18 protein-coding genes are annotated in these 20,269 nt (G+C 61.3%); 8 read left to right on the forward strand and 10 right to left on the reverse strand.

Annotated elements, in window-relative coordinates; all coding sequences use genetic code 11:
- Positions 1-116 precede the first annotated feature (116 nt).
- On the forward strand, positions 117-1,154 hold the full coding sequence (locus ACI2KS_RS28265; RefSeq protein ID WP_404624323.1) for a proline racemase family protein: 1,038 nt from the start codon (positions 117-119) through the stop codon (positions 1,152-1,154).
- A 221-nt stretch (positions 1,155-1,375) separates the two neighbouring features.
- A complete protein-coding gene (locus ACI2KS_RS28270; protein ID WP_404624324.1) occupies positions 1,376-2,293 on the forward strand; it encodes a dihydrodipicolinate synthase family protein in 918 nt (305 codons plus the stop codon).
- 120 nt (positions 2,294-2,413) lie between these two features.
- On the opposite strand, the gene ttcA is transcribed toward ACI2KS_RS28270, so the two are convergent.
- A complete protein-coding gene (ttcA, locus tag ACI2KS_RS28275) occupies positions 2,414-3,238 on the reverse strand; it encodes a tRNA 2-thiocytidine(32) synthetase TtcA (RefSeq protein ID WP_404624325.1) in 825 nt (274 codons plus the stop codon).
- Between the two features lie 272 nt (positions 3,239-3,510).
- Here ttcA and ACI2KS_RS28280 point away from each other — a divergent pair, with 272 nt between their 5' ends.
- Both ACI2KS_RS28280 and ACI2KS_RS28285 read left to right on the forward strand, forming a co-directional pair.
- A complete protein-coding gene (locus ACI2KS_RS28280; protein WP_404624326.1) occupies positions 3,511-4,113 on the forward strand; it encodes a Yip1 family protein in 603 nt (200 codons plus the stop codon).
- 225 nt (positions 4,114-4,338) lie between these two features.
- Positions 4,339-4,833: a SprT family zinc-dependent metalloprotease gene (locus ACI2KS_RS28285; RefSeq protein ID WP_404624327.1), complete on the forward strand. Its 495-nt coding sequence runs from the start codon at positions 4,339-4,341 to the stop codon at positions 4,831-4,833.
- Positions 4,834-4,944: 111 nt separating this feature from the next.
- On the opposite strand, the gene ACI2KS_RS28290 is transcribed toward ACI2KS_RS28285, so the two are convergent.
- On the reverse strand, positions 4,945-6,126 hold the full coding sequence (locus ACI2KS_RS28290; protein WP_404624328.1) for a CaiB/BaiF CoA transferase family protein: 1,182 nt from the start codon (positions 6,124-6,126) through the stop codon (positions 4,945-4,947).
- A 685-nt stretch (positions 6,127-6,811) separates the two neighbouring features.
- A complete protein-coding gene (locus ACI2KS_RS28295; protein ID WP_404624329.1) occupies positions 6,812-8,146 on the reverse strand; it encodes a dicarboxylate/amino acid:cation symporter in 1,335 nt (444 codons plus the stop codon).
- A 344-nt stretch (positions 8,147-8,490) separates the two neighbouring features.
- Between ACI2KS_RS28295 and ACI2KS_RS28300 the strand changes: the two genes are divergently transcribed.
- Positions 8,491-9,489 (forward strand): AraC family transcriptional regulator, encoded by a 999-nt coding sequence (locus tag ACI2KS_RS28300; RefSeq protein ID WP_404624330.1) that lies wholly within the window; start codon positions 8,491-8,493, stop codon positions 9,487-9,489.
- A gap of 289 nt (positions 9,490-9,778) precedes the next feature.
- Here the strand turns inward: ACI2KS_RS28300 and ACI2KS_RS28305 are convergent, their stop codons facing one another.
- The 3 genes from ACI2KS_RS28305 to ACI2KS_RS28315 all read right to left on the reverse strand — a co-directional run bounded on the left by ACI2KS_RS28305 (position 9,779) and on the right by ACI2KS_RS28315 (position 12,507).
- Positions 9,779-11,122 (reverse strand): ATP-binding protein, encoded by a 1,344-nt coding sequence (locus ACI2KS_RS28305; RefSeq protein ID WP_404624331.1) that lies wholly within the window; start codon positions 11,120-11,122, stop codon positions 9,779-9,781.
- Entirely contained in the window at positions 11,119-11,796 is a 678-nt protein-coding gene (locus ACI2KS_RS28310) for a response regulator (RefSeq protein ID WP_404624332.1), read from the reverse strand. The genes ACI2KS_RS28305 and ACI2KS_RS28310 overlap by 4 nt, the downstream gene beginning before the upstream one ends.
- Positions 11,797-11,898: 102 nt before the next feature.
- Positions 11,899-12,507, reverse strand: a complete 609-nt coding sequence (locus ACI2KS_RS28315; RefSeq protein WP_404624333.1) for a hypothetical protein — start codon at positions 12,505-12,507, stop codon at positions 11,899-11,901.
- Between the two features lie 187 nt (positions 12,508-12,694).
- Between ACI2KS_RS28315 and ACI2KS_RS28320 the strand changes: the two genes are divergently transcribed.
- Together ACI2KS_RS28320 and ACI2KS_RS28325 are read left to right on the forward strand one after the other, a co-directional pair.
- Complete coding sequence (locus tag ACI2KS_RS28320) at positions 12,695-13,501, forward strand: dienelactone hydrolase family protein (RefSeq protein WP_404624334.1); 807 nt, start codon at positions 12,695-12,697, stop codon at positions 13,499-13,501.
- Positions 13,502-13,916: 415 nt separating this feature from the next.
- A complete protein-coding gene (locus ACI2KS_RS28325) occupies positions 13,917-14,642 on the forward strand; it encodes a 4'-phosphopantetheinyl transferase (protein WP_404624335.1) in 726 nt (241 codons plus the stop codon).
- A gap of 95 nt (positions 14,643-14,737) precedes the next feature.
- Here ACI2KS_RS28325 and fhuF read toward each other — a convergent pair whose 3' ends face one another.
- The 4 genes from fhuF to ACI2KS_RS28345 all read right to left on the reverse strand — a co-directional run bounded on the left by fhuF (position 14,738) and on the right by ACI2KS_RS28345 (position 18,117).
- On the reverse strand, positions 14,738-15,445 hold the full coding sequence (fhuF, locus tag ACI2KS_RS28330) for a siderophore-iron reductase FhuF (RefSeq protein ID WP_404624336.1): 708 nt from the start codon (positions 15,443-15,445) through the stop codon (positions 14,738-14,740).
- Complete coding sequence (locus ACI2KS_RS28335; RefSeq protein WP_404624337.1) at positions 15,442-17,082, reverse strand: ATP-binding protein; 1,641 nt, start codon at positions 17,080-17,082, stop codon at positions 15,442-15,444. The genes fhuF and ACI2KS_RS28335 overlap by 4 nt, the downstream gene beginning before the upstream one ends.
- Positions 17,083-17,085: 3 nt before the next feature.
- Entirely contained in the window at positions 17,086-17,823 is a 738-nt protein-coding gene (locus ACI2KS_RS28340) for a response regulator (RefSeq protein ID WP_404624338.1), read from the reverse strand.
- Between the two features lie 102 nt (positions 17,824-17,925).
- A complete protein-coding gene (locus ACI2KS_RS28345) occupies positions 17,926-18,117 on the reverse strand; it encodes a hypothetical protein (RefSeq protein WP_404624339.1) in 192 nt (63 codons plus the stop codon).
- Between the two features lie 520 nt (positions 18,118-18,637).
- Here ACI2KS_RS28345 and ACI2KS_RS28350 point away from each other — a divergent pair.
- Positions 18,638-20,269, forward strand: a 1,632-nt coding sequence (locus tag ACI2KS_RS28350) for an ATP cone domain-containing protein (RefSeq protein ID WP_404624340.1), incomplete at its 3' end; no start/stop codon positions are given.

The raw sequence follows: 20,269 nt of genomic DNA on the forward strand, positions 1-20,269 counted from the left end.
TGGCGAATGCGCCAAGGTCAGTCACCACAACATTGAATGACAGACCCTATTCGCCAGCAAGCCGGCTCCTACAGATCCCATCAGATTCGCCGGATTCATCAGGAGGGCCTTGAGTCATGCGCTCATCGAAAGTGATTCACGTAGTCAGTTGTCACGCCGAAGGCGAAGTCGGCGATGTGATCGTCGGCGGTGTCGCGCCGCCGCCGGGGGATACCATCTGGGAGCAGTCGCGCTGGATCGAGCAGGACAACGTGCTGCGCAACTTCATGCTCAACGAGCCACGCGGCGGGGTGTTCCGTCACGTCAACCTGCTGGTGCCGGCGAAGAACCCCAAGGCGCAGATGGGCTGGATCATCATGGAACCGGCCGACGTGCCGCCCATGTCCGGTTCCAACTCGCTGTGCGTGGCCACGGTGCTGCTCGACAGCGGCATCCTGCCGATGACCGAGCCGCAAACCCGGCTGATACTGGAAGCCCCCGGCGGTCTGATCGAAGCCATCGCCCAGTGTCGCGACGGCAAGGTGCAGAGCGTCGAGGTGCATAACCATCCCTCGTTCGCCGATCAGCTGGAGGTGTGGATCGAGGTGCCGGGGCTGGGCTCCATTCAGGTCGACACCGCGTACGGTGGCGACAGTTTCGCCATTGTCGATTCGGTAAAGCTGGGCTTCTCGCTGACCGCCGACGAGGCCAGGGATCTGGTGGAAACCGGACTGAAGATCACCAAGGCGGCGAACGAGCAACTGGGCTTCAGTCACCCGACCAACAAGGACTGGAACCACATTTCCTTCTGCCAGATTGCAGCGCCGCTGAACTTCGACGGTGGGGTGGCCAATGCCGCCAACGCCGTGGTCATCCGCCCTGGCAAGATCGACCGCTCACCTTGCGGCACGGGCTGTTCGGCGCGGCTGGCGGTGTTGCATGCCAAGGGCACATTGAAGGTGGGCGACCGCTTCATCGGGCGCTCGATCATCGGCTCGGAATTTCACTGCAAGATTCAGAGCGAGACCCAAATCGCCGGACGCAAGGCCATCGTGCCAAGCCTGTCGGGCCGCGCCTGGATCACCGGCACCCATCAACACATGCTCGACCCCGGCGATCCATGGCCTGAGGGGTACAAATTGACCGATACCTGGCCGGCTGGGTTGCAGCTTTAACGGCCGCATCCGAGTCGTCGGGAGAAACACAAAACCCTGTAGGAGTGAGCTTGCTCGCGATTTGCGCTGTGTCAGGCAACACATCCATTCCGGACAGATTGCTATCGCGAGCAAGCTCACTCCTACAGGGGGCACCGGAGATTTTTACAAGGATTTACCGGGCATTCCACGCCCAAACCAAAACGTATACGAAATACCCTTAACTCTAAAAGGAGTCACTCATGAGCAATTCCGTATCCTGGAGCGGCGTTTTTCCCGCGGTCACCACTCAATTCAACGCAGACTTCTCGGTCAACCTTGAAGCCACGCACAAGGTCATTTCCAACCTGGTGCGCGACGGCGTGTCGGGGTTGGTGATCTGCGGCACCGTGGGCGAAAACACCTCGCTGAGCGTGGCCGAGAAAATCAGTCTGGTGGAGGTCGCCAAGGATGCCTCGGCCGGTCGCGTGCCGGTGATTTCCGGGATCGCCGAATTCACCAGTGCCAACGCCAGCGCCGTGGCCAGGGATGTCCAGAGGGCCGGTGCCGACGGGATCATGCTGATGCCGGCGCTGGTGTATTCGTCCAAGCCCTTCGAGACCGCCGCGCATTTTCGCAGCGTGGCTGCGGCGACCGATTTGCCGATGATGGTTTACAACAACCCGCCTATCTACAAGAACGACGTCACCCCGGACATCCTCATATCCCTGGCCGACTGCGACACCATCGTCTGCTTCAAGGACTCCTCGGGTAACACCAACCGCTTCATCGACGTGCGCAATGAAGTCGGCGAGCGCTTTGTGCTGTTCGCAGGGCTCGATGACGTGTTGGTGGAAAGCGTGGCGGTCGGTGCGGTGGGATGGGTGTCGGGCATGTCCAACGCCTTCCCGAAAGAGGGCGAGACCCTGTTCCGCCTGGCCAGGGCCGGTCGTTTTGCCGAGGCGATGGCGCTTTACGAGTGGTTCATGCCGTTACTGCACTTGGATGCGCGTGCGGACCTGGTGCAGTGCATCAAGCTGTGCGAAGCGATCATGGAACGCGGTAGCGCCCTCACCCGCCCACCGCGCCTGGCGCTGCCTGACAGTGACCGGGAATTTGTCGAAGGGCTGATGAAGACTGCGCTGGCGAACATGCCGGTGCTGCCGGATGTCGGGTTGTAAGCTCGGTGCAATCCCCTGTAAGAGTGAGCTTGCTCGCGATTGCGGTGTGTCAGATACCACTATTTATCCGACAGGACCCTCTCGCGAGCAAGCTCACTGCTACAGGGATCCGCGTAGACCTTAGAGATTCAGCACATTCACGAACCGCGACGCGGCGGCTTCATCGATGCGCAGGTTGGTGAAGTCGAACAGGTTGCGGTCGGCCAGTTGCGACGGGATCACGTTCTGCAGGCTGCGGAAGATCATGTCGGAACGGCCCGGAGTCTTGCGGTCCCACTCCTGCAGCATGTCCTTGACCACCTGGCGCTGCAGGTTCTCCTGCGAGCCGCAGAGATTGCACGGGATGATCGGGAATTGCTTCATGTCCGAATAGGCCTGGATGTCCTTCTCGGCGCAGTACGCCAGCGGGCGAATCACCACGTTGCGACCATCGTCGGCGCGCAACTTGGGCGGCATGGCCTTGATCGTGCCGTTGAAGAACATATTCAGGAAAAAGGTCTCGACGATGTCGTCCCGGTGGTGACCCAGGGCCATCTTGGTCGCGCCGATTTCGTCGGCGAAGGTGTAAAGCGTGCCTCGGCGCAGGCGTGAACACAGCGAGCAGGTGGTCTTGCCTTGCGGAATCAACTCCTTGACCACCGAGTAGGTGTCTTTCTCGACGATGTGGTATTCCACGCCCTGCGCTTGCAGATACGCCGGCAACACGTGCTCGGGAAAGCCCGGTTGCTTCTGGTCCATGTTCACCGCGACGATCTGGAATTTGATCGGCGCCACCTTCTGCAGGTGCATCAGCACATCAAGCATGGTGTAACTGTCCTTGCCCCCGGACAGGCAGACCATCACCTTGTCCCCGTCCTCAATCATGTTGAAATCGGCCACCGCCTCGCCCGCAAGCCTGCGCAGACGTTTCTGCAGTTTGTTCTGATTGACTGAAAGGGTGCCCATGGCGCTGATATCCGCTCGCTCTGACTCTGGAAAAGCCCGGTATTTTACGCATAAACGCGAGGCCGGGTAATCCACAACCGCTTGCTGATCACCATCGGCTATTAGCAGCTGGCTTGAACGCCCCAATCGCTCTAAAGCCCACGGTTTTCGGGGGCTTGAGCTTTCTATACTGGCAATGAGGTCGCAGCCGTTCCCCCTTTGAGATTGTGGCCTCGCCCTGGCGGCATGTGGCCGGTCAGGCGCGACGGCGTACATCATCAGGAGTAACGGGCATGATCCATCACGTTTTGGGGCTGTTCACCCACCCCGATCAGGAATGGCAACAGATACGTGGCGAGAAGGAAGAAAGCATCAGCCACATGTACCTCACTCACACCTTGATCCTGGCAGCGATTCCGGCCGTGTCAGCGTACATCGGCACGACGCAGGTCGGCTGGGTCATCGGCAGCCGTGCGCCGGTGATGTTGACCAGCCAGAGCGCGGTGTGGATGACCATCATGTCGTACATTGCGATGCTGGCCGGGGTGGCGGTCATGGGCGGCTTCATTCACTGGATGGCTCGCACCTACGACGCCAGCCCGAGTCTGGCGCGCTGCGTGGCGTTTGCCACCTACACCGCCACGCCGTTGTTCATCGGCGGGCTGTCGGCGCTGTACCCGCACATGTGGCTGGGCATGATGGTGGGGCTGGCGGCCGTCTGCTATACGGTCTATCTGCTGTATGTGGGGCTGCCGGTGTTCATGAACATCGATCCGGACGAAGGCTTCATGTTCTCAAGCTCGGTACTGGCCGTAGGCCTGGTGGTGTTGGTGGCGATCATGGCCTTCACCGTGGTGCTGTGGGGTGTCGGGGTGGGGCCTGAGTACACCAACTAGATGCCTGGCCCCGGTCGCGTAAGCCGCACGGCCATAGATCGTGTAGGAGTGAGCTTGCTCGCGACAGCGATCCGTCTGCCATGCAGATATTGACCGATGCATCGCTATCGCGAGCGAGCTCACTCCTACAAGAACCCGCCGTCTGCGGACGACCATTCGGCGCCTTGGGTTTTCGACAAGCATGACCTTTGCGGCATACTCGCCTCCTCTGGAGACCGATGAAGCATGCTCGAGCCACTCAATACCCGCGTCGAATCCTGTTACCAACTCGCCGAAGACTTTTTCAAACGCCCTTTCAAACGCCCGGTCGTCAGCCTCAAGCTGCGCGGCCAGAAAGCCGGTGTGGCGCATCTGCACGAGAATCTGCTGCGCTTCAACCCGCAACTGTACCGGGACAACAGCGAGGATTTCCTGCGCCAGACCGTGGCCCACGAAGTGGCGCATCTGGTCGCCCACCAGTTGTTCGGCGACACCATTGCGCCCCATGGCGAGGAATGGCAGCTGATCATGCGCGGCGTCTACGAACTGCCGCCCAACCGTTGCCATACCTATGAAATTCAACGCCGCAGCGTGACCCGCTATATCTATCGCTGCCCGTGTCCACAGAGCGACTTTCCGTTTTCCGGGCAGCGACACAAGCTGGTGCGCAAGGGGCGACGCTACGTGTGCCGCAGCTGTCGGGAGATTCTGGTGTTCAGTGGCGAGACGCGGGTGGAATAGGCACGCCTGTCGCATCACGGCTGGCCGGCGGTGGCGGCCCGAGGGGTGACGCCGCCGGCAAACGCGACGCCGCCGGGCCGTGCGGCTACCTGAGCGGGTTCTGTCACCGAGTCAGATGAAGACCCCGGCGTTGCGCATCGACTCGATCTGCTGCGAATCGAACCCCGCTTCGTTCAACACCTGCTCGCTGTGCGCCCCCACCGCCACACCCATGTGCCGTGGCTCTGGCAGGCCATCGGAGAACTTCAACGGGCAAGCCATCTGCGGTTGCAGGCTGCCGTCGCCCCTTGGCACCTGTGTCACGACCTGCCGCGCTTGCAGCTGAGGGTGTTGCACGGCCTGGGTGAAGCTCAAGACCGGCTCGACACAGGCATCCGTAGCGGCGAAAAGAGCATCCAGCTCATCGAAGCTGCGCCTTTGGAATTCAATCTGCAGCTCGCGCTTGAGTGCCATCTGCGCTGGGTGTTGCAGTGACGCGCCAAGGGTGGCGAGGTCCGGCCGGCCCAACGCCTCGCACAGCGCCTGCATGAATACCGGCTCCAGGCTCCCCACCGAAAACCATCGGCCATCGCGGCTGCGGTAGTAATCATAAAAGCTGCCGCCGTTGAGCGTGTGCTCCTCAGGGCCTGGCTCGACTCCTGATGCCAGCGCTCCAGCGCCCGCCAGGGCGTTCAGGCTGAACGCGCAATCGGTCATGCTCACATCGACCAACTGCCCCAGCCCTGTCTGCTGCCGCGCCACCACCGCTGCCAGCAGCCCAATCACTCCGTGCAGCGAGCCCCCGGCGACATCGGCCACCTGCATGCCCAGCGGCAGCGGGCCGCTGTCCTTGCGTCCGGTGTGACTGGCCAGCCCTGCCAGCGCCAGGTAGTTGATGTCATGCCCGGCGCGCTCTCGATAAGGGCCGGTCTGGCCGTAGCCGGTGATCGCCACGTAAATCAGCCGCGGGTTGATCGCCTTGAGGACGTCATAGCCGATCCCCAGCCGATCCATCACCCCCGGGCGAAACTGCTCCAGGACGATGTCGTAGTCGGCCACCAGCCGTTTCACCACCTCCAGCGCCTGAGGTTGTTTGAGGTCCAGCGCCAGACTGCGCTTGTTGCGGTTGAGGTAGGCATGAGCGGCCGAAACGCCATGGTCATGGGGCGGCAACACCCGCAGCAGGTCCAGACGGGTCGGGGATTCGATGCGCAACACCTCGGCGCCCATGTCCGCCAGCAGCAAAGAGGCAAAGGGCCCGGGCAGCAGCGTCGAGAAATCCAGGACTTTGAGCGAAGACAGCGGACCTTGCATGTGGGGCTTCCCTGATGACCGATGGATGCAGGTCAGGGTAGGTGCGAGCCGTCCAATGGGCAATGACACAACCTGTCATCGAACTTGACCACTGTCGCTTCCTCCCGGAGGGCATGGGAGATTCTATGGTTTCAAACAAGCTCCTCAAGCAGCCTTGGACTATTGCGCCGCCTGCTTTTGATTCTGGCCGCAGGCCGTGGGAGCTTGGCTTGCCAGCGATCTGCCGGGCACTGGCAGTAGGGTGAGACGGCGCGGCGGGTCAGGTGCATCGCGTGAACAGGCTTTGCTGGCGCTTCGCGCCATATCGTCGGCAAGCCAACTCCCACGTCCTCCGGGCAGAAGCGGGTGAACATCTGCGGGCCTCCGGGCAGAAGCGGGTGGACATCTGAGGGCCTGCGCGCAGAAGCAATCGACCCCTGTTGCGCCGCCTGCTTTTGATTCTGGCCAGAGGCCGTGGGAGCCGGCTTGCTGGCGAATGCGGCGGGTCAGTTTCCTGATGTTTATACGACAGACCGCTTTCGCTGCCGGCGTAACCCGCGACGTCTGCTACAGGATTACGGTATAGCCGGGATTCGCTTCTGGCCCAAGAAATTCAGGGTCAACCCGGATGTTGCGGCAATAACCGAGCGCGCATGAAAAAGCCCGTCCGAAGACGGGCTTTTCAACACGGCGAAACTGACGCGTATTACGAACGACCCACAGTAGCCGGGCCTTCGGCCACGCCCAGGTCGTCATGCGGACGGTTTTCGTCGATGGCACGACCGCCGGAAGCCAGCTCGGCCTGCATTTGCGGCACGTCCAGTTCCTTGACCCACTTGGCCACGACCAGCGTCGCGACAGCGTTACCGACCAGGTTGGTCAGTGCGCGGGCTTCGGACATGAAGCGGTCGATACCCAGGATCAGCGCCAGACCGGCTACCGGCAGGTGACCGACGGCCGACAGCGTGGCCGCCAGCACGATGAAGCCCGAACCGGTCACGCCCGCAGCGCCTTTGGAGGACAGCAGCAGCACGGCCAGCAGGGTGATCTGATGGGTGATGTCCATGTGCGTGTCGGTCGCCTGAGCGATGAACACAGCGGCCATGGTCAGGTAGATCGAAGTACCGTCCAGGTTGAACGAGTAACCGGTCGGGATCACCAGACCCACGACGGATTTTTTCGCGCCCAGACGCTCCATCTTGATCAGCATGCGTGGCAGTGCCGACTCGGAGGAGGAAGTACCCAGCACGATCAGCAGTTCTTCACGGATGTACTTGATCAGCTTCAACACGCTGAAACCGTGGGCGCGAGCGATGCTGCCCAGTACCACCAGCACAAACAACAGGCAGGTGATGTAGAAGCACAGCATCAGCTGGCCCAACTGCACCAGCGAGCTCACGCCGTAGGCACCGATGGTGAACGCCATGGCGCCCAGAGCACCCAGGGGCGCCAGCTTCATGATCATGTTGATGATGTTGAACATCACGTGGGCGAAGCGATCGATGAAGTCCAGGACCGGTTTGCCGTAGGCACCCAGGCGGTGCAGGGCGAAACCGAAGATCACCGAGAACATCAGCACTTGCAGGATGTCACCGTTGGCGAACGCGCCGACGATGGTGCCCGGGATGACGTTGAGCAGGAAGTTGACGATAGTCTGGTCTTTACTCGCGGTCACATAGGAAGCGATTTTCGACGCGTCCAGGGTGCTCGGGTCGATGTGCATGCCGGCGCCTGGCTGAACCACGTTGACCACGACCAGGCCGATCAGCAGCGAAATGGTCGAGACGATTTCGAAGTAGAGCAGCGCGTAACCACCGGTCTTGCCCACCGACTTCATGCTCTGCATGCCAGCGATACCGCTGACGACGGTGCAGAAGATGATCGGAGCAATGACCATTTTGATCAGTTTGATGAACGCGTCACCCAGCGGCTTGAGCGAGACGGCGGTGTCTGGATACCAGTGACCGAGGGCAATACCGATGATGATTGCGACGATCACCTGAAGGTACAGGGATTTGTAGAATGGCTGACGAGTCGTCATTGCAGTTTCCTCAAGAGCATCGGCCGCATCATTCCTGATACAACGACGCCTAAAGTGCGAACCCTCCTGCTCGGAGAGATTTTGTTTTTGTCGAGCTGCGCGCGGCAGACCTCTGTGCCCTCTATCGCAAGCACCGTGCCATTATCTGCAAATTCCCTGAAAGCCCCGAGCGGCATGGGCCACTCGGTTAACACTAGTCAAAAAAGCACGGTGCCGGTGGCGGATTTCCGCCCATTGCCGCCAAATTATCCCGTCCATTGGCGGGTATCCGCCTTGTCGACCTCGGTCGCGGCCGCCTACCATCGACTTACGCATCCGCATCGAAGAACAACAACGAGCCCGCCATGCGCCATCGAACCATCGCCAGCCACTTCGCCCGCGCCGTGCTGCAGGGCGCACGCCGATATGATCTGGACTGCCGACCGATACTCGAGCAGGTCGGCATCGCACCTGAATGGCTGAACGAGCCCAGAGCGCGCATCGCTCCCGAGCAGTTCGCGCTGCTGATTCAGTTGTTGTGGCGCTCGCTGGACGACGAGTACCTGGGATTTGCCCTGGCGCCGAGCAAACGCGGCAGCTTCGCCATGATGTGCCATGCGTTGATTCACTGCCGCACCCTGGACAAGGCCTTGCAGCGCGGCTTCATGTTTTATGGGCTGTTTGCCGATTCGCCACGCCTGAGTCTGCAGCGTGACGGCGAGTGGGTACGTTTGTGCCTGGACGACTCGAGCCTGCGCGACCCGGAGCATTTTCTCAGCGAGTCGTTGCTGGTGATCTGGCATCGCCTGGCCAGCTGGCTGATCGGTCAGCGTATTCGCCTGGAGCAGGCAACCTTCGCCTATCCCAAGCCGTCCCACAGTGCTGAGTACGATCTGCTGTTCTATTGCCCGATGCAGTTCGACGCCGGGCAGACCGCCCTGACCTTTCATGTGCGCTATCTGAACCTGCCGCTGCTGCAGGATGAGCGCACCCTCAAGCGCTTCCTCGAACGCTCCCCCGCCGATCTGCTGGCCCGCCCGGATGACGGCGACAGCCTCAGCAGTCAGCTGCGCCGCTTGCTCAGCCGCGACTGCAACCGATGGCCTGATCTGGACGGGGTGGCCGATCATCTGCACATCAGCCCGCAAACCCTGCGCCGTCACCTGCGTGACGAGGGCACCAGTTTTCAGGGACTCAAGGATGAGCTGCGGCGCGACATGGCGATTTATCACCTGAGCCAGGCCGACCTGTCACTGCAACAGATTGCCGAGCAGCTGGGCTTTTCCGAACCCTCGGCGTTTCACCGGGCATTCAAGAAATGGACGGGGCTGACCCCGGGGGCGTATCGGGCGCAGGAGGTGTGAAACTGTCGGGCTTCTGGCCAACCGGCTTGCTGGCGAAGGCGGGTTTCCAGTCAGCATCGTCGTTGATGACCCACCGCGTTCGCCAGCAAGCCGGCTCCTACAGTTGAGTTTCGGTCGTCCCCATGCGACCTATCGCCTGTTGGCTGACGCAGAGCGTCATGGGCTGCATTCCCACGCGGAGCGTGGGAACGATCATCATCAATTTAGCGATCGTGCTGGCGGCGATACCCTGTAGCAGTCCGACAATGGGTTCCTACAGCCTTCGCGGCATGCAGTGCCCAGCGAATCATCAAATCGCGAACTGAATCCTGAACGCGGCACCACCCAGTTGCGAATCTCCAAGGGTCAGCTGCGCGCCGTAGCTTTCGATGATGTCCTTGACCACCGCCAGCCCGATGCCCTGACCCGGGTTCTGCCGGTCCAGGCGTTCGCCGCGCTCGAGAATCCGCGCACGCTGGCTTTGCGGCACGCCGGGGCCGTCGTCTTCGATGCACAGCTCATCGCCCATCATCGAGGGCTTCCAGCTCACCCGCACCTCGCCCAGACACAAGCGGTAGGCGTTTTCCAGCAGGTTGCCGAGCATCTCCAGCAGAGCACCCTCCTCCATCTGCACCTGACAATCGTCCGGCAGGTCGAGCACCACCTGGACGCGCTTGTCGCGGTAGACCTTTTCCAAGGTGTTGCACAGGCTCTCGACCACCGGCTTGAGGGCCACATGATGGCGCACCAGGCCGCTCTTACGCAGGCTGGCGCGCTGCAACTGATAGCTGATCTGCTGACTCATGCGCTCGATCTGCGATTGCAGGATGCGCGCCTGTTCGAGGTCTTCCGGGCGCTTGGCGATCTGCTCGCTGACGCCTTGCAGCACCGCCAGAGGCGTTTTCAGGCTGTGCGCCAGATCGCCCAGCGAATCGCGGTAGCGAATGCGCTGCTCGCGCTCGCTGCGCAGCAGACGGTTGAGCGAACCGGTCAGGCGCAACAGCTCGCTGGGGTGCTCTTCACTCAGACCTTCGCGCGAGCCGGCCTCCACCTGGTCCAGCTCCTGGCTCATGCCCTTGAGCGCGCGCAGGCCCCAGGTCAGGCCGACCCACAACAGCGTCAGCAACACCAGTAAGGCGCCGCCGAAGCCCAGGTAGAGCTTCTCGCGCAGACCGGAAATGGTTTCCTGATACTCGCGCACTGGCTGCAAGGCGACGATGCTGTACGCCGCGTTGCGCCCGCCGAGTAGTTTGATTTCGACGTCGTAGACGAAAAACTCCTCGCCGTTGGGCTGGCGGATCTTGGCGAACTCGGTGCCGCGCCCGTCGTAGCGAGGCTGGTAGTCGATGGATTCGTCCTCGGTGGCCCGAGAGCGCCATACCAGCTTGCCAGCGCGGTTATAGATGTAGCCGAGCAGGCGACTGTCGGGCAGGCTGAATTGCTCGCCGGGCAACAGGGTCGGCATCAGCAGCCGATCGTCTTCGACCCGCGCCGCGGAAATCAAGGTGGTCACGTCCGAGGCCAGACGTTTTTCGATGGAGCTTTCCAGCGCGAGGCTGAAGGCACTTTGCAATGCGGGCAACATCAGCAGCATGAAAATGACCGCCAGGGTGGCAGCGGCCAGCATCAAACGCACGCGAAGCGAACGAATCATCGACAGCGCTCGGTGAACAGATAGCCCAGGCCGCGCACGGTATCGATAGGCTTGAACCCCGCCGGGCCTTCGAGCTTGCGGCGCAAACGCCCGACCAGTACTTCGATCACGTTCGGATCGCGCTCGTCGTCATCGGGATACAACTGCTCCATCAGGCGTTCCTTAGGCACCACCTGCTGATGATGGCGCATGAGGTATTCGAGAATCCGGTACTCGTAGGCCGTCAGCGCCAGCGGTTGTTCGTCCAGCGATGCCTGCTTGCGGTTGAGGTCCAGCAACAGCGGGCCGGCGGTGATGGTCGACTGGGTGAAGCCGCTGGAGCGGCGCAGCAGCGCGTTCATCCGCGCTTCAAGCTCCTCGAACTGAAACGGCTTGACCACATAGTCGTCGGCCCCGGCCGCCAGCCCCTCGACCTTGTCCTGCCAGTTGCCGCGGGCGGTGAGAATCAGAATCGGAAAAGCCTTGTTCTGAGCGCGCAGCTGACGAATCAGGTCCAGCCCGCCCATGCCCGGCAGCCCCAGATCAATCACCGCCAGATCGTGGTTGAACTGGCCCGCCTGATACAACGCTTCCTCGGCATTGCCCACTGCCTCGACCACATGGCCGCTTTCGGTCAGGCGAGTCTGCAAATGATGACGCAACAGGGCTTCATCTTCGACAACCAGCAGTTTCATGCACGTTCCCCTCAACGTTCCGTCGCTTTGGACAGGACCTGAAAAATAGTCTGCCGGATTCACGCAGTGCGTAAACCCGGCAGTGTTCCAGTCAGCCACTGATCAGAAATGATAGTTGGCTGCCAGATACGTCTGAGCGCTGCTGTCAAGCTTCAGTGAGCCGACCTTTGCAGCATTGTGTGGCGAAACCTCGGTGCTGGCGTTGCTGCGCAGGTAACGATACCCCAACTCCAGCGAAGCATTTTGTGCAACTTGTTGCAGCACACCGGCCTGAACGCCAGCGGCGTAGCCCATCCCTGTATCCCGGCTAGCACCGCGAGACTCCTGTGTCAGCTTGGTCAGCCCCAGCGTGCCGCCGCCGAACAGCTTGGTGGTGGCCGTGATCGGCATGAAAACATCGTAGCTGCCAAGCAGGTTTTCCTGGCGCATTTTCAACCCGTTATGGGAGCCGGAAACGTTGTCGTAGGTCGCGTAATAGCGGTTATCCAGGTTTTGCTGACCCAGACGGACACCCCAGGTGCTGTCCTTGCCGATGATCCCGTCGGCATTGGGGCTATTGAGATTACGGTTCAAATTGTTGGACTTGGAAAACTTGTCGCTGGTACTGCCGAAGGTGACACCAGCAAATGTACTGCTACCCTCAGAGGCTTGAGCGACAGCACTGCCACCGATGAAAGCCAGGGCCAGAATCAATCGATTGAACTTGAGCATGGATATGTCCTTATAGCGTCACGCGCTTGTTGTGGGTACGGGAGCCAAGGTAATCGCTCATCGCTGAACTCCCACTGAACGTCCACTGAACCTGCGCTGAACAGTTGCCGATGGACAATGCCGGTGTTTTATCAGTCAACCCTGCACGCGATGTCGCCCATCCCGGATGAATAAAGGAGAGAACAACATGCGTTTGCTGATTGCCCTGACCCTGATGTGCCTGGCCGGCCTCGCCCAGGCAGAGGTGAAAACCCGCACCATCGATTACCAGAGCGCCGACGGCACCCGACTGGTCGGTTACTACGCCTACGACGACGCAATCAAGGGACCACGCCCCGGGATTGTCGTGGTGCATGAATGGTGGGGGCTCAACGACTACGCCAAGCGCCGCGCCCGCGATCTGGCCGTGCTCGGCTACAGCGCCATGGCCATCGACATGTATGGCGAAGGCAAGAACACCGAACACCCCAAAGACGCCATGGCCTTCATGCAGGCAGCCACCGCCGACGCCAGCGCATCGAGCAAACGCTTCGACGCCGGGATCGAGCAATTGAAAAAACAACCCGAGACAGACCCGAAAAAGATCGCCGCCATCGGTTACTGCTTCGGCGGCGGGGTGGTGCTGGATGCGGCACGGCGCGGCGAGCCATTGGCGGCGGTCGTCAGTTTTCACGGCGCACTGACCACCAAGACCCCGGCCAAAGAAGGCGTGACCAGAACCCCCATGCTGATCGAGCACGGCAACGGCGACACCATGGTCACCGGGCAGAACGTTGCCGATTTCAAGAAGGAAATGGACGCGGCCAAGGCTGACTACAAGTTCGTCGGCATCGACGGCGCCAAACACGGCTTCACCAACCCCGACGCCGACAAGCTGAGTCATGGCGATCACGGCGGCCCGGACATCGGTTACAACAAGGCCGCGGACATGAGCTCCTGGGCAGACATGAAGGCGTTCTTGAAAGAGCAGTTCGCGAAGAATTCGACGTTGTAATCGAGCCTGATCGTTGCCCTGTAGCCGTCCTGCTTGGCGGCGGTGGCGTCTTTGAAATCGCCACCGCCAGCAAGCCGGGCTGCTACAGAGCAGGCATCGCTCGCTTTTGATTCTGGCCGCAGGCCGTGGGAGCCCGGCTTGCCGATCTGCCGGGGACCGGTAGCAAAACCAGACGTCTTGGTCGTGCCAGGTACAGCGCAGTGGCAGGAGTCGCTGCCGCTTCGCGCCAGATCGCCGGCAAGCCGGGCTCCCACGCCCTCCGGGCAGACGCGGGTTTGCTGGACGTAGAGTGTGGGAACGTTCAAATGCACGCCACCCGCCGGACGCATAACCCGTAGCCGTCCGGCTTGCCGGCCCCTACAGAGTCCCCAGGTAGGGTGGCGTCTGACGATACGATTGCGGCAAAATGCCGCCCATGAAGCCACTTGCGACCCTCCCCACCTGCTGCCCAAGTCTCACCACTCATTGGCCCCTGCCCCAAGCCATGCCCAATGTGGTGCTGGTCAGCAGCCCGTTCGATCCACAACAACTGTTGGAAGGTGACTTTCAGCGTTGCCTGATCGAACCGCCCGCCAGCATCCAGCGCTCGGTCGCCAAGCGTCAGACTGAATTCCTGGCCGGGCGCCTGTGTGCGCGCGAAGCCATGCGTCAACTCGACGGCCGCCTGCATGTCCCGCTGATCGGTGACGACCGCGCGCCGGTCTGGCCGCAAGACCTGTGCGGCTCGATCACCCACAGCACCGGCTGGGCGGCGGCCATTGTGGCCAGCAAACAGCATTGGCGCGGATTGGGCATGGATGTGGAGCAATTGCTGAGCAGCGAACGTGCGGCAAGGCTGGCCGCAGAAATCCTCACCGACAATGAAATGCAGCGCATGGCCGCAGGACCCGAGCATCAAGCGGCGCTGCTAGTGACCCTGACCTTTTCGCTCAAGGAAAGCCTGTTCAAGGCGCTCTACCCGCTGGTGCTCAAACGCTTCTACTTTGAACACGCCGAGCTGCTGCAATGGTCGCAAACCGGCAGCGCGCGCCTGCGCTTGAAGATCGATCTGTCGGATGAGTGGCACAGCGGCAGAGAGCTTGAAGCGCAGTTTGCGGTGATGCAGGGGCAGTTGTTGAGTCTGGTGGCGATTCCAGCTTGAACCCAGTCACTTGTAGGAGTGAGCTTGCTCGCGATCGCAATATGTCTGCGATGCAGGTGTTGAATGACACACCACCATCGCGAGCAAGCTCACTCCTACGGGGTGTCCGCCCCATGCAACGGGCAATGCTCACAGCGGCCCACCCATTGCACCTGATAACTCAGGCAACAACTGCGTCGCTGCCGTACTGACTGTCCTTGCGACCCTTCTATATACGTAATGGCATTGAACAGCGGATTGCGCGTGCCATCCGGGCGCAGCTTTTCGCGCAGCAACCCATAGCCCGCATCCAGCGGCACATCGCTGACCGCCGCCAGCTGCCCCAGGCAGGTCTCCAAATAATCCCCGGCGTTGCCCCACAACACTCCCGGCGCCACCTTGCCATAGCCGCTCAACCGGTCGATCACCTGCTGCAGGTTCTCGAGCAATGCTGCGAACCGCTGGAACGGCGCATCCGAGCGCAAGGCGTCAACCATCGGTTCGCCGAACCTCACGCCATCAAGCATCCCACGTTGATGCAGGGCAAAACCAAGATGATCGAGCTGCAATGGCCAACTCATCCCATGCACCAGACTCACCACCAGTACGGGCGGCATCAGCTGCATCGCGTAGTACTTGAACCACTGCGAGACCAGCACCGGCAGCTTGTCCGGCATCAACGCCGGGCCATACACCTGCAGCAACAACCGGTCCAGCGTTTCGTCGCGCAGCAGCTCGGGCAATGCCACAACCGGTCGGGCGTCATCGAGCACCAGCGTTCTGGCAAAGACGGCCAACGGCCCTGCAAACAATCGGCTGCTCACGCGTCACCCTGGCGGCGCGGCCAGGCCAGGCTGAAACAAGCACCCCCCAGTTGCTGGCTGCGCCCGATCAATGCGCGCCCGGCGTGCCAATGAATGATCCGTCGCACGATCGACAGTCCCAGACCATGTCCACCCGACGCCCGCGTGCGGCTGTCGTCAAGGCGCATGAACGGCGTGAAGATCCGCTCCCAGGCGCTTTCCGGGACCCCCGGGCCGTCGTCCTCGACATCGATGCGGCAGCGATCCTGACTCAGTTGATAACCCACCCGCACCTCGGATTCGGCATGGCGCATGGCGTTGCTCACCAGGTTCTGCAGCGCCCGATGCAAGTAGCGCGGCTCGGCCTCGACCCAGGCCTGCCCCGCATCGCAGGCATCGTCACTGACGCTGATGCATTGCCCGCGACTGACTCGCACGTTGGCCCGCAGGGGCGCAAGTTCGGCGATGACCTGATTGATCAAGGCGTCGAGGTCGATGCGCTGGAAATTCAGGGTTGGCGAGCCCTGCTCAAGACGAGCGTAGGTCAGCATCTCGTCCACCAGTTTGTCCAGATCCTGAATGTCGTTGTCCATGCCGACCATGTATTTGTGCCGCGCCTCGGGGGTGCTGGCGTCGCCGATCATCTCCAGCCCGAAGCGCAGGCGCGCAACCGGGGTGCGCAGTTCGTGGGACACCGCGCGCACCAGTTCACGCTGGATGGTCAGCGAGCGCTGCAAATGCTCGGCCATGCCGTTGAACGCCGAGGCCAGCCGCCCCACGGAATCGGCACCGGCGGCGGGCACCCGGGTGTCCAGACTGCCCTGGGCGATCTGCGTGGCCGCAGCCTCCAGCCCGCGCAGGCGGTGTTCCAGACGACGCACCAGCAGGTAAACCACCAGGCCGATCAGGCACAGCCCGAGACAGGCGATGAGGATCAGCAGCTCCGGCGGATAAGGGTTCATCTGGTACAGCGGGCCGATCTCCAGCACCCACGGGGTCTTGCCGACGCCGGAAAGCACACGGATCGAGTCGCCGCCCTTGCCCAGCGCCATCACCGTGTCACCTTCATCGATGCGCCGGCGCTGATCGTCATCGACATCCACCTGTTCGAGTCTGATCAGGTGCATGTCGAAGCCGAAACCCTTGCTCAGGCGCAAGGTCTCCAGACGAATCGGCTGCTCATCGACGGGGAAGCGCACCAGTTCGTCGAGCAATAGAAAAATCGTCGCCCGGGCCAGTTGCTCGCTGATCTGCTGCACCTCGCCGGTCAGCAACAGCGCGCTGCCGGGCTTGCCGGAGAGGTTCGGCTCGACTTCACGAAACACCCGCGCCGCGTGGGGCCCGGTCTGCTCGACCACCACCTGGCCGCGACTCAGGCGATTGCGCGAGCCTCCATCCAGATGCGCCTGCTCGGCGGTTTCCAGGGTCAACGGGATACCCAGTAGCCGCTCCCACACCGCCAGCGATCGCGTGCGCTCGATGCTGTCCATGGGTTTGAGGTTATCGGCCATCAGGGTGAAGGTGCCGTGGGCCAGGTGCTCGCGGTATTGCTCGCTGCGCACCTTGTTGGCCAGGTGCAGGGTCAGCACGCCGAGCAACGCCACCAGCACCAGCACGCCGAGCATGCCGCCATAGATACGCAGGAAAATGGAGTTCATCGGTCAGCCATTGAGCATGAAGTTGTTCATGTCCCTGGCCGCTTCCGGGACGAACAGATAGCCCTTGCTGCGCACGGTCTTGATCAGCCTCGGATGGATTGGATCGTCGCCGATCCTGGGGCGAATTTTCGAGATCCGCACATCAATGGAGCGGTCCTGGCCGTCGTAGCCGACGCCGCGCAAGGCGGTGAAGATTTCCTCGCGGGAGAGGATCCGCCCGGCATTGGCCACCAGCAGCCACAACAGGTCGAACTCGGCGCTGGTCAGGTCGATGCTGCGCTCGTTGAGCCAGGCCTCGCGCAGGGCGTTGTCTACCACCAGCGGGCCGAACACCAGGCGACGCTGTTCCTGAGTCGGCGCATCCACCGCTTCGCTGCGTCTGAGCAAGGCATGAATCCGTGCCAGCAACACGCGAGGATGCACCGGCTTGCCGACATAGTCGTCAGCGCCCATGTCCAGGCCCTGGATCTGGTCGCTGTCGTCGGTGCGCGCGGTGAGCATGAGGATCGGCCCGTCGTACCGGTCACGGACCTTGCGACAGATGCTCAAGCCATCCTCGCCGGGCAACATGAGGTCCAGGATCACCAGGTCCGGCTGCTCCTCGATGATCCGCTGCGCCGCCCGCGCCCCATCGCCTTCCACATCCACGCGCAGGCCGTTGCTTTGCAGGTAGTCGCGGGTCAGTTCGGCCAGGCGCTGATCATCCTCGACGATCAGTATCTGCCAGGGTTCTTGCTGCACGGTCCGAGTCTCCTTGGGTTGTTCTTATTAGTAGGAGTGAGCTTGCTCGCGATGCGCTGGATCAGGGTATCTACGTTGCCTGACACAAAGCTATCGCGAAGCTCACTCCTGCAAAGGCAGCGTCTGCCTGCACTTGGCAGCGATCACTTGCGGCGCGATTGTAGCAACGGCCCCAACATGACACACGACATCCCAAAACGCCCCGCCGTCGCCCTTGCCAAGCAGTTTTTTTGTGATAGGGTTCGCGCCCGCAAAAACCGGACGACTGTTTTCCAACGCTGAAAAAACAGTCATCGGCGGCCCATCCCAGTGGTTATGCGGGCTACACGCAATTTCCCCGATTCGCGCACAAATTACACACAGGTTTATCCACAGGTCATGCGTTGCAATTGGTGTCCAAAACGCATTATCTTGTAGCCCGTCGCCAGTGGAGACCCTACATGTAGGGGTTCACGCAAAAGACCAAACACAAGTGACCGAGAGATTTCAAGCATTTTTCTCGTGCCCAACGGGGTGAATTATCCCCGGTTTCAACGCCTGACCGCTCACACGCGAATGGCAGACACCCAAGCGTCATGATCTGCGCGTTACGGTACAAGTGTTGCAACATGAATCCAGCATTCTGCACCAGATTTTTCAGGGCGACGGGCCACAAGACCCGCGCCCTTTTCGACTTCAAGGCCAGGGATGGCGCTCATCAAGCCATTCCCATCCGTTTTGAAGTCCTTGGACTGACACCTGTCGGTCAACTGCCTCAAGACGGAACGGTGGACGCAAAAAGCGTCCAATAAACATAGAGAACGTGGAGACACCCATGCAAACAGACACAACTCGCGAGAATCCGCAGGCCATCGCGCCGCAGACAGGTGTGACCCAGCAGGACCTGTCCGCCACCGCTCCGGGTCAGCTGCGTGTGATCAAGCGTAACGGCACCGTTGTCCCGTACACCGATGACAAGATCACCGTCGCCATCACCAAGGCCTTCCTCGCAGTTGAAGGCGGTACCGCCGCCGCGTCGTCGCGTATCCACGACACCGTTGCCCGTCTGACCGAACAGGTCACCGCGACCTTCAAGCGTCGCATGCCTTCGGGCGGCACCATCCACATCGAAGAAATTCAGGATCAGGTAGAACTGGCGTTGATGCGCGCTGGCGAGCAAAAAGTGGCTCGCGACTACGTGATTTATCGCAACGACCGCTCCAAGGAGCGTGCAGGCCGTACCGCCGAAGCGCCGGTGCAGGCTCACCCGTCGATCCGCATCAGCCTGAACGACGGCTCCTTTGCGCCCCTGGACATGGGCCGCCTGAACACCATCATCACTGAAGCGTGCGAAGGTCTGGCCGAGGTTGACGCCAACCTGATCCAGAACGAAACCCTGAAAAACCTGTACGACGGCGTGGCGATGAAAGACGTCAACACCGCTCTGGTGATGACCGCGCGTACGCTGGTCGAGCGTGAGCCGAACTACTCGTTCGTCACCGCGCGCCTGCTGATGGACACGCTGCGTGCCGAAGGCCTGGGTTTCCTGGGTGTCGCCGAGAGCGCCACTCACCACGAAATGGTCGACCTGTACGCCAAGGCGCTGCCGGCTTACGTCGCCAAAGGTATCGAGTTCGAACTGCTGAACCCTGTGCTGGCCGAATTCGACCTGGAAAAACTGGGCAAGGCGATCAACCACGAGCGCGACCAGCAGTTCACGTACCTGGGCCTGCAAACCCTGTACGACCGTTACTTCATCCACAAGGATGGCGTGCGTTTCGAACTGCCGCAGATCTTCTTCATGCGTGTGGCCATGGGCCTGGCAATCGAAGAGAAAGCCCGTGAAGACCGCGCCATCGAGTTCTACAACCTGTTGTCGTCCTTCGACTACATGTCCTCGACGCCGACCCTGTTCAACGCCGGTACCCTGCGTCCACAGCTGTCGAGCTGCTACCTGACCACCGTTCCGGATGACCTGTCGGGCATTTACCACGCCATCCACGACAACGCCATGCTGTCCAAATTCGCAGGCGGTCTGGGCAACGACTGGACGCCGGTTCGTGCGCTGGGCTCCTACATCAAGGGCACCAACGGCAAATCGCAAGGCGTCGTGCCATTCCTGAAGGTCGTCAACGACACCGCCGTAGCGGTCAACCAGGGTGGCAAGCGCAAGGGCGCTGTCTGTGCCTACCTGGAAACCTGGCACATGGACATCGAAGAGTTCATCGAGCTGCGCAAGAACACCGGTGATGATCGTCGTCGTACCCAGGAGTTGAACAAGGACAACTGGATCCCTGACCTGTTCATGAAGCGTGTCTTCGATGACGGCAAATGGACCCTGTTCTCGCCATCCGAAGTCCCGGACCTGCACGACCTGACGGGCAAGGCCTTCGAGGAGCGCTACGAGTACTACGAAGCGCTGACCGAATACCCAGGCAAGGTCAAGCTGTTCAAGACCATCCAGGCC

The organism is Pseudomonas sp. NPDC087358 (assembly GCF_044900785.1).
GTDB lineage: Bacteria > Pseudomonadota > Gammaproteobacteria > Pseudomonadales > Pseudomonadaceae > Aquipseudomonas.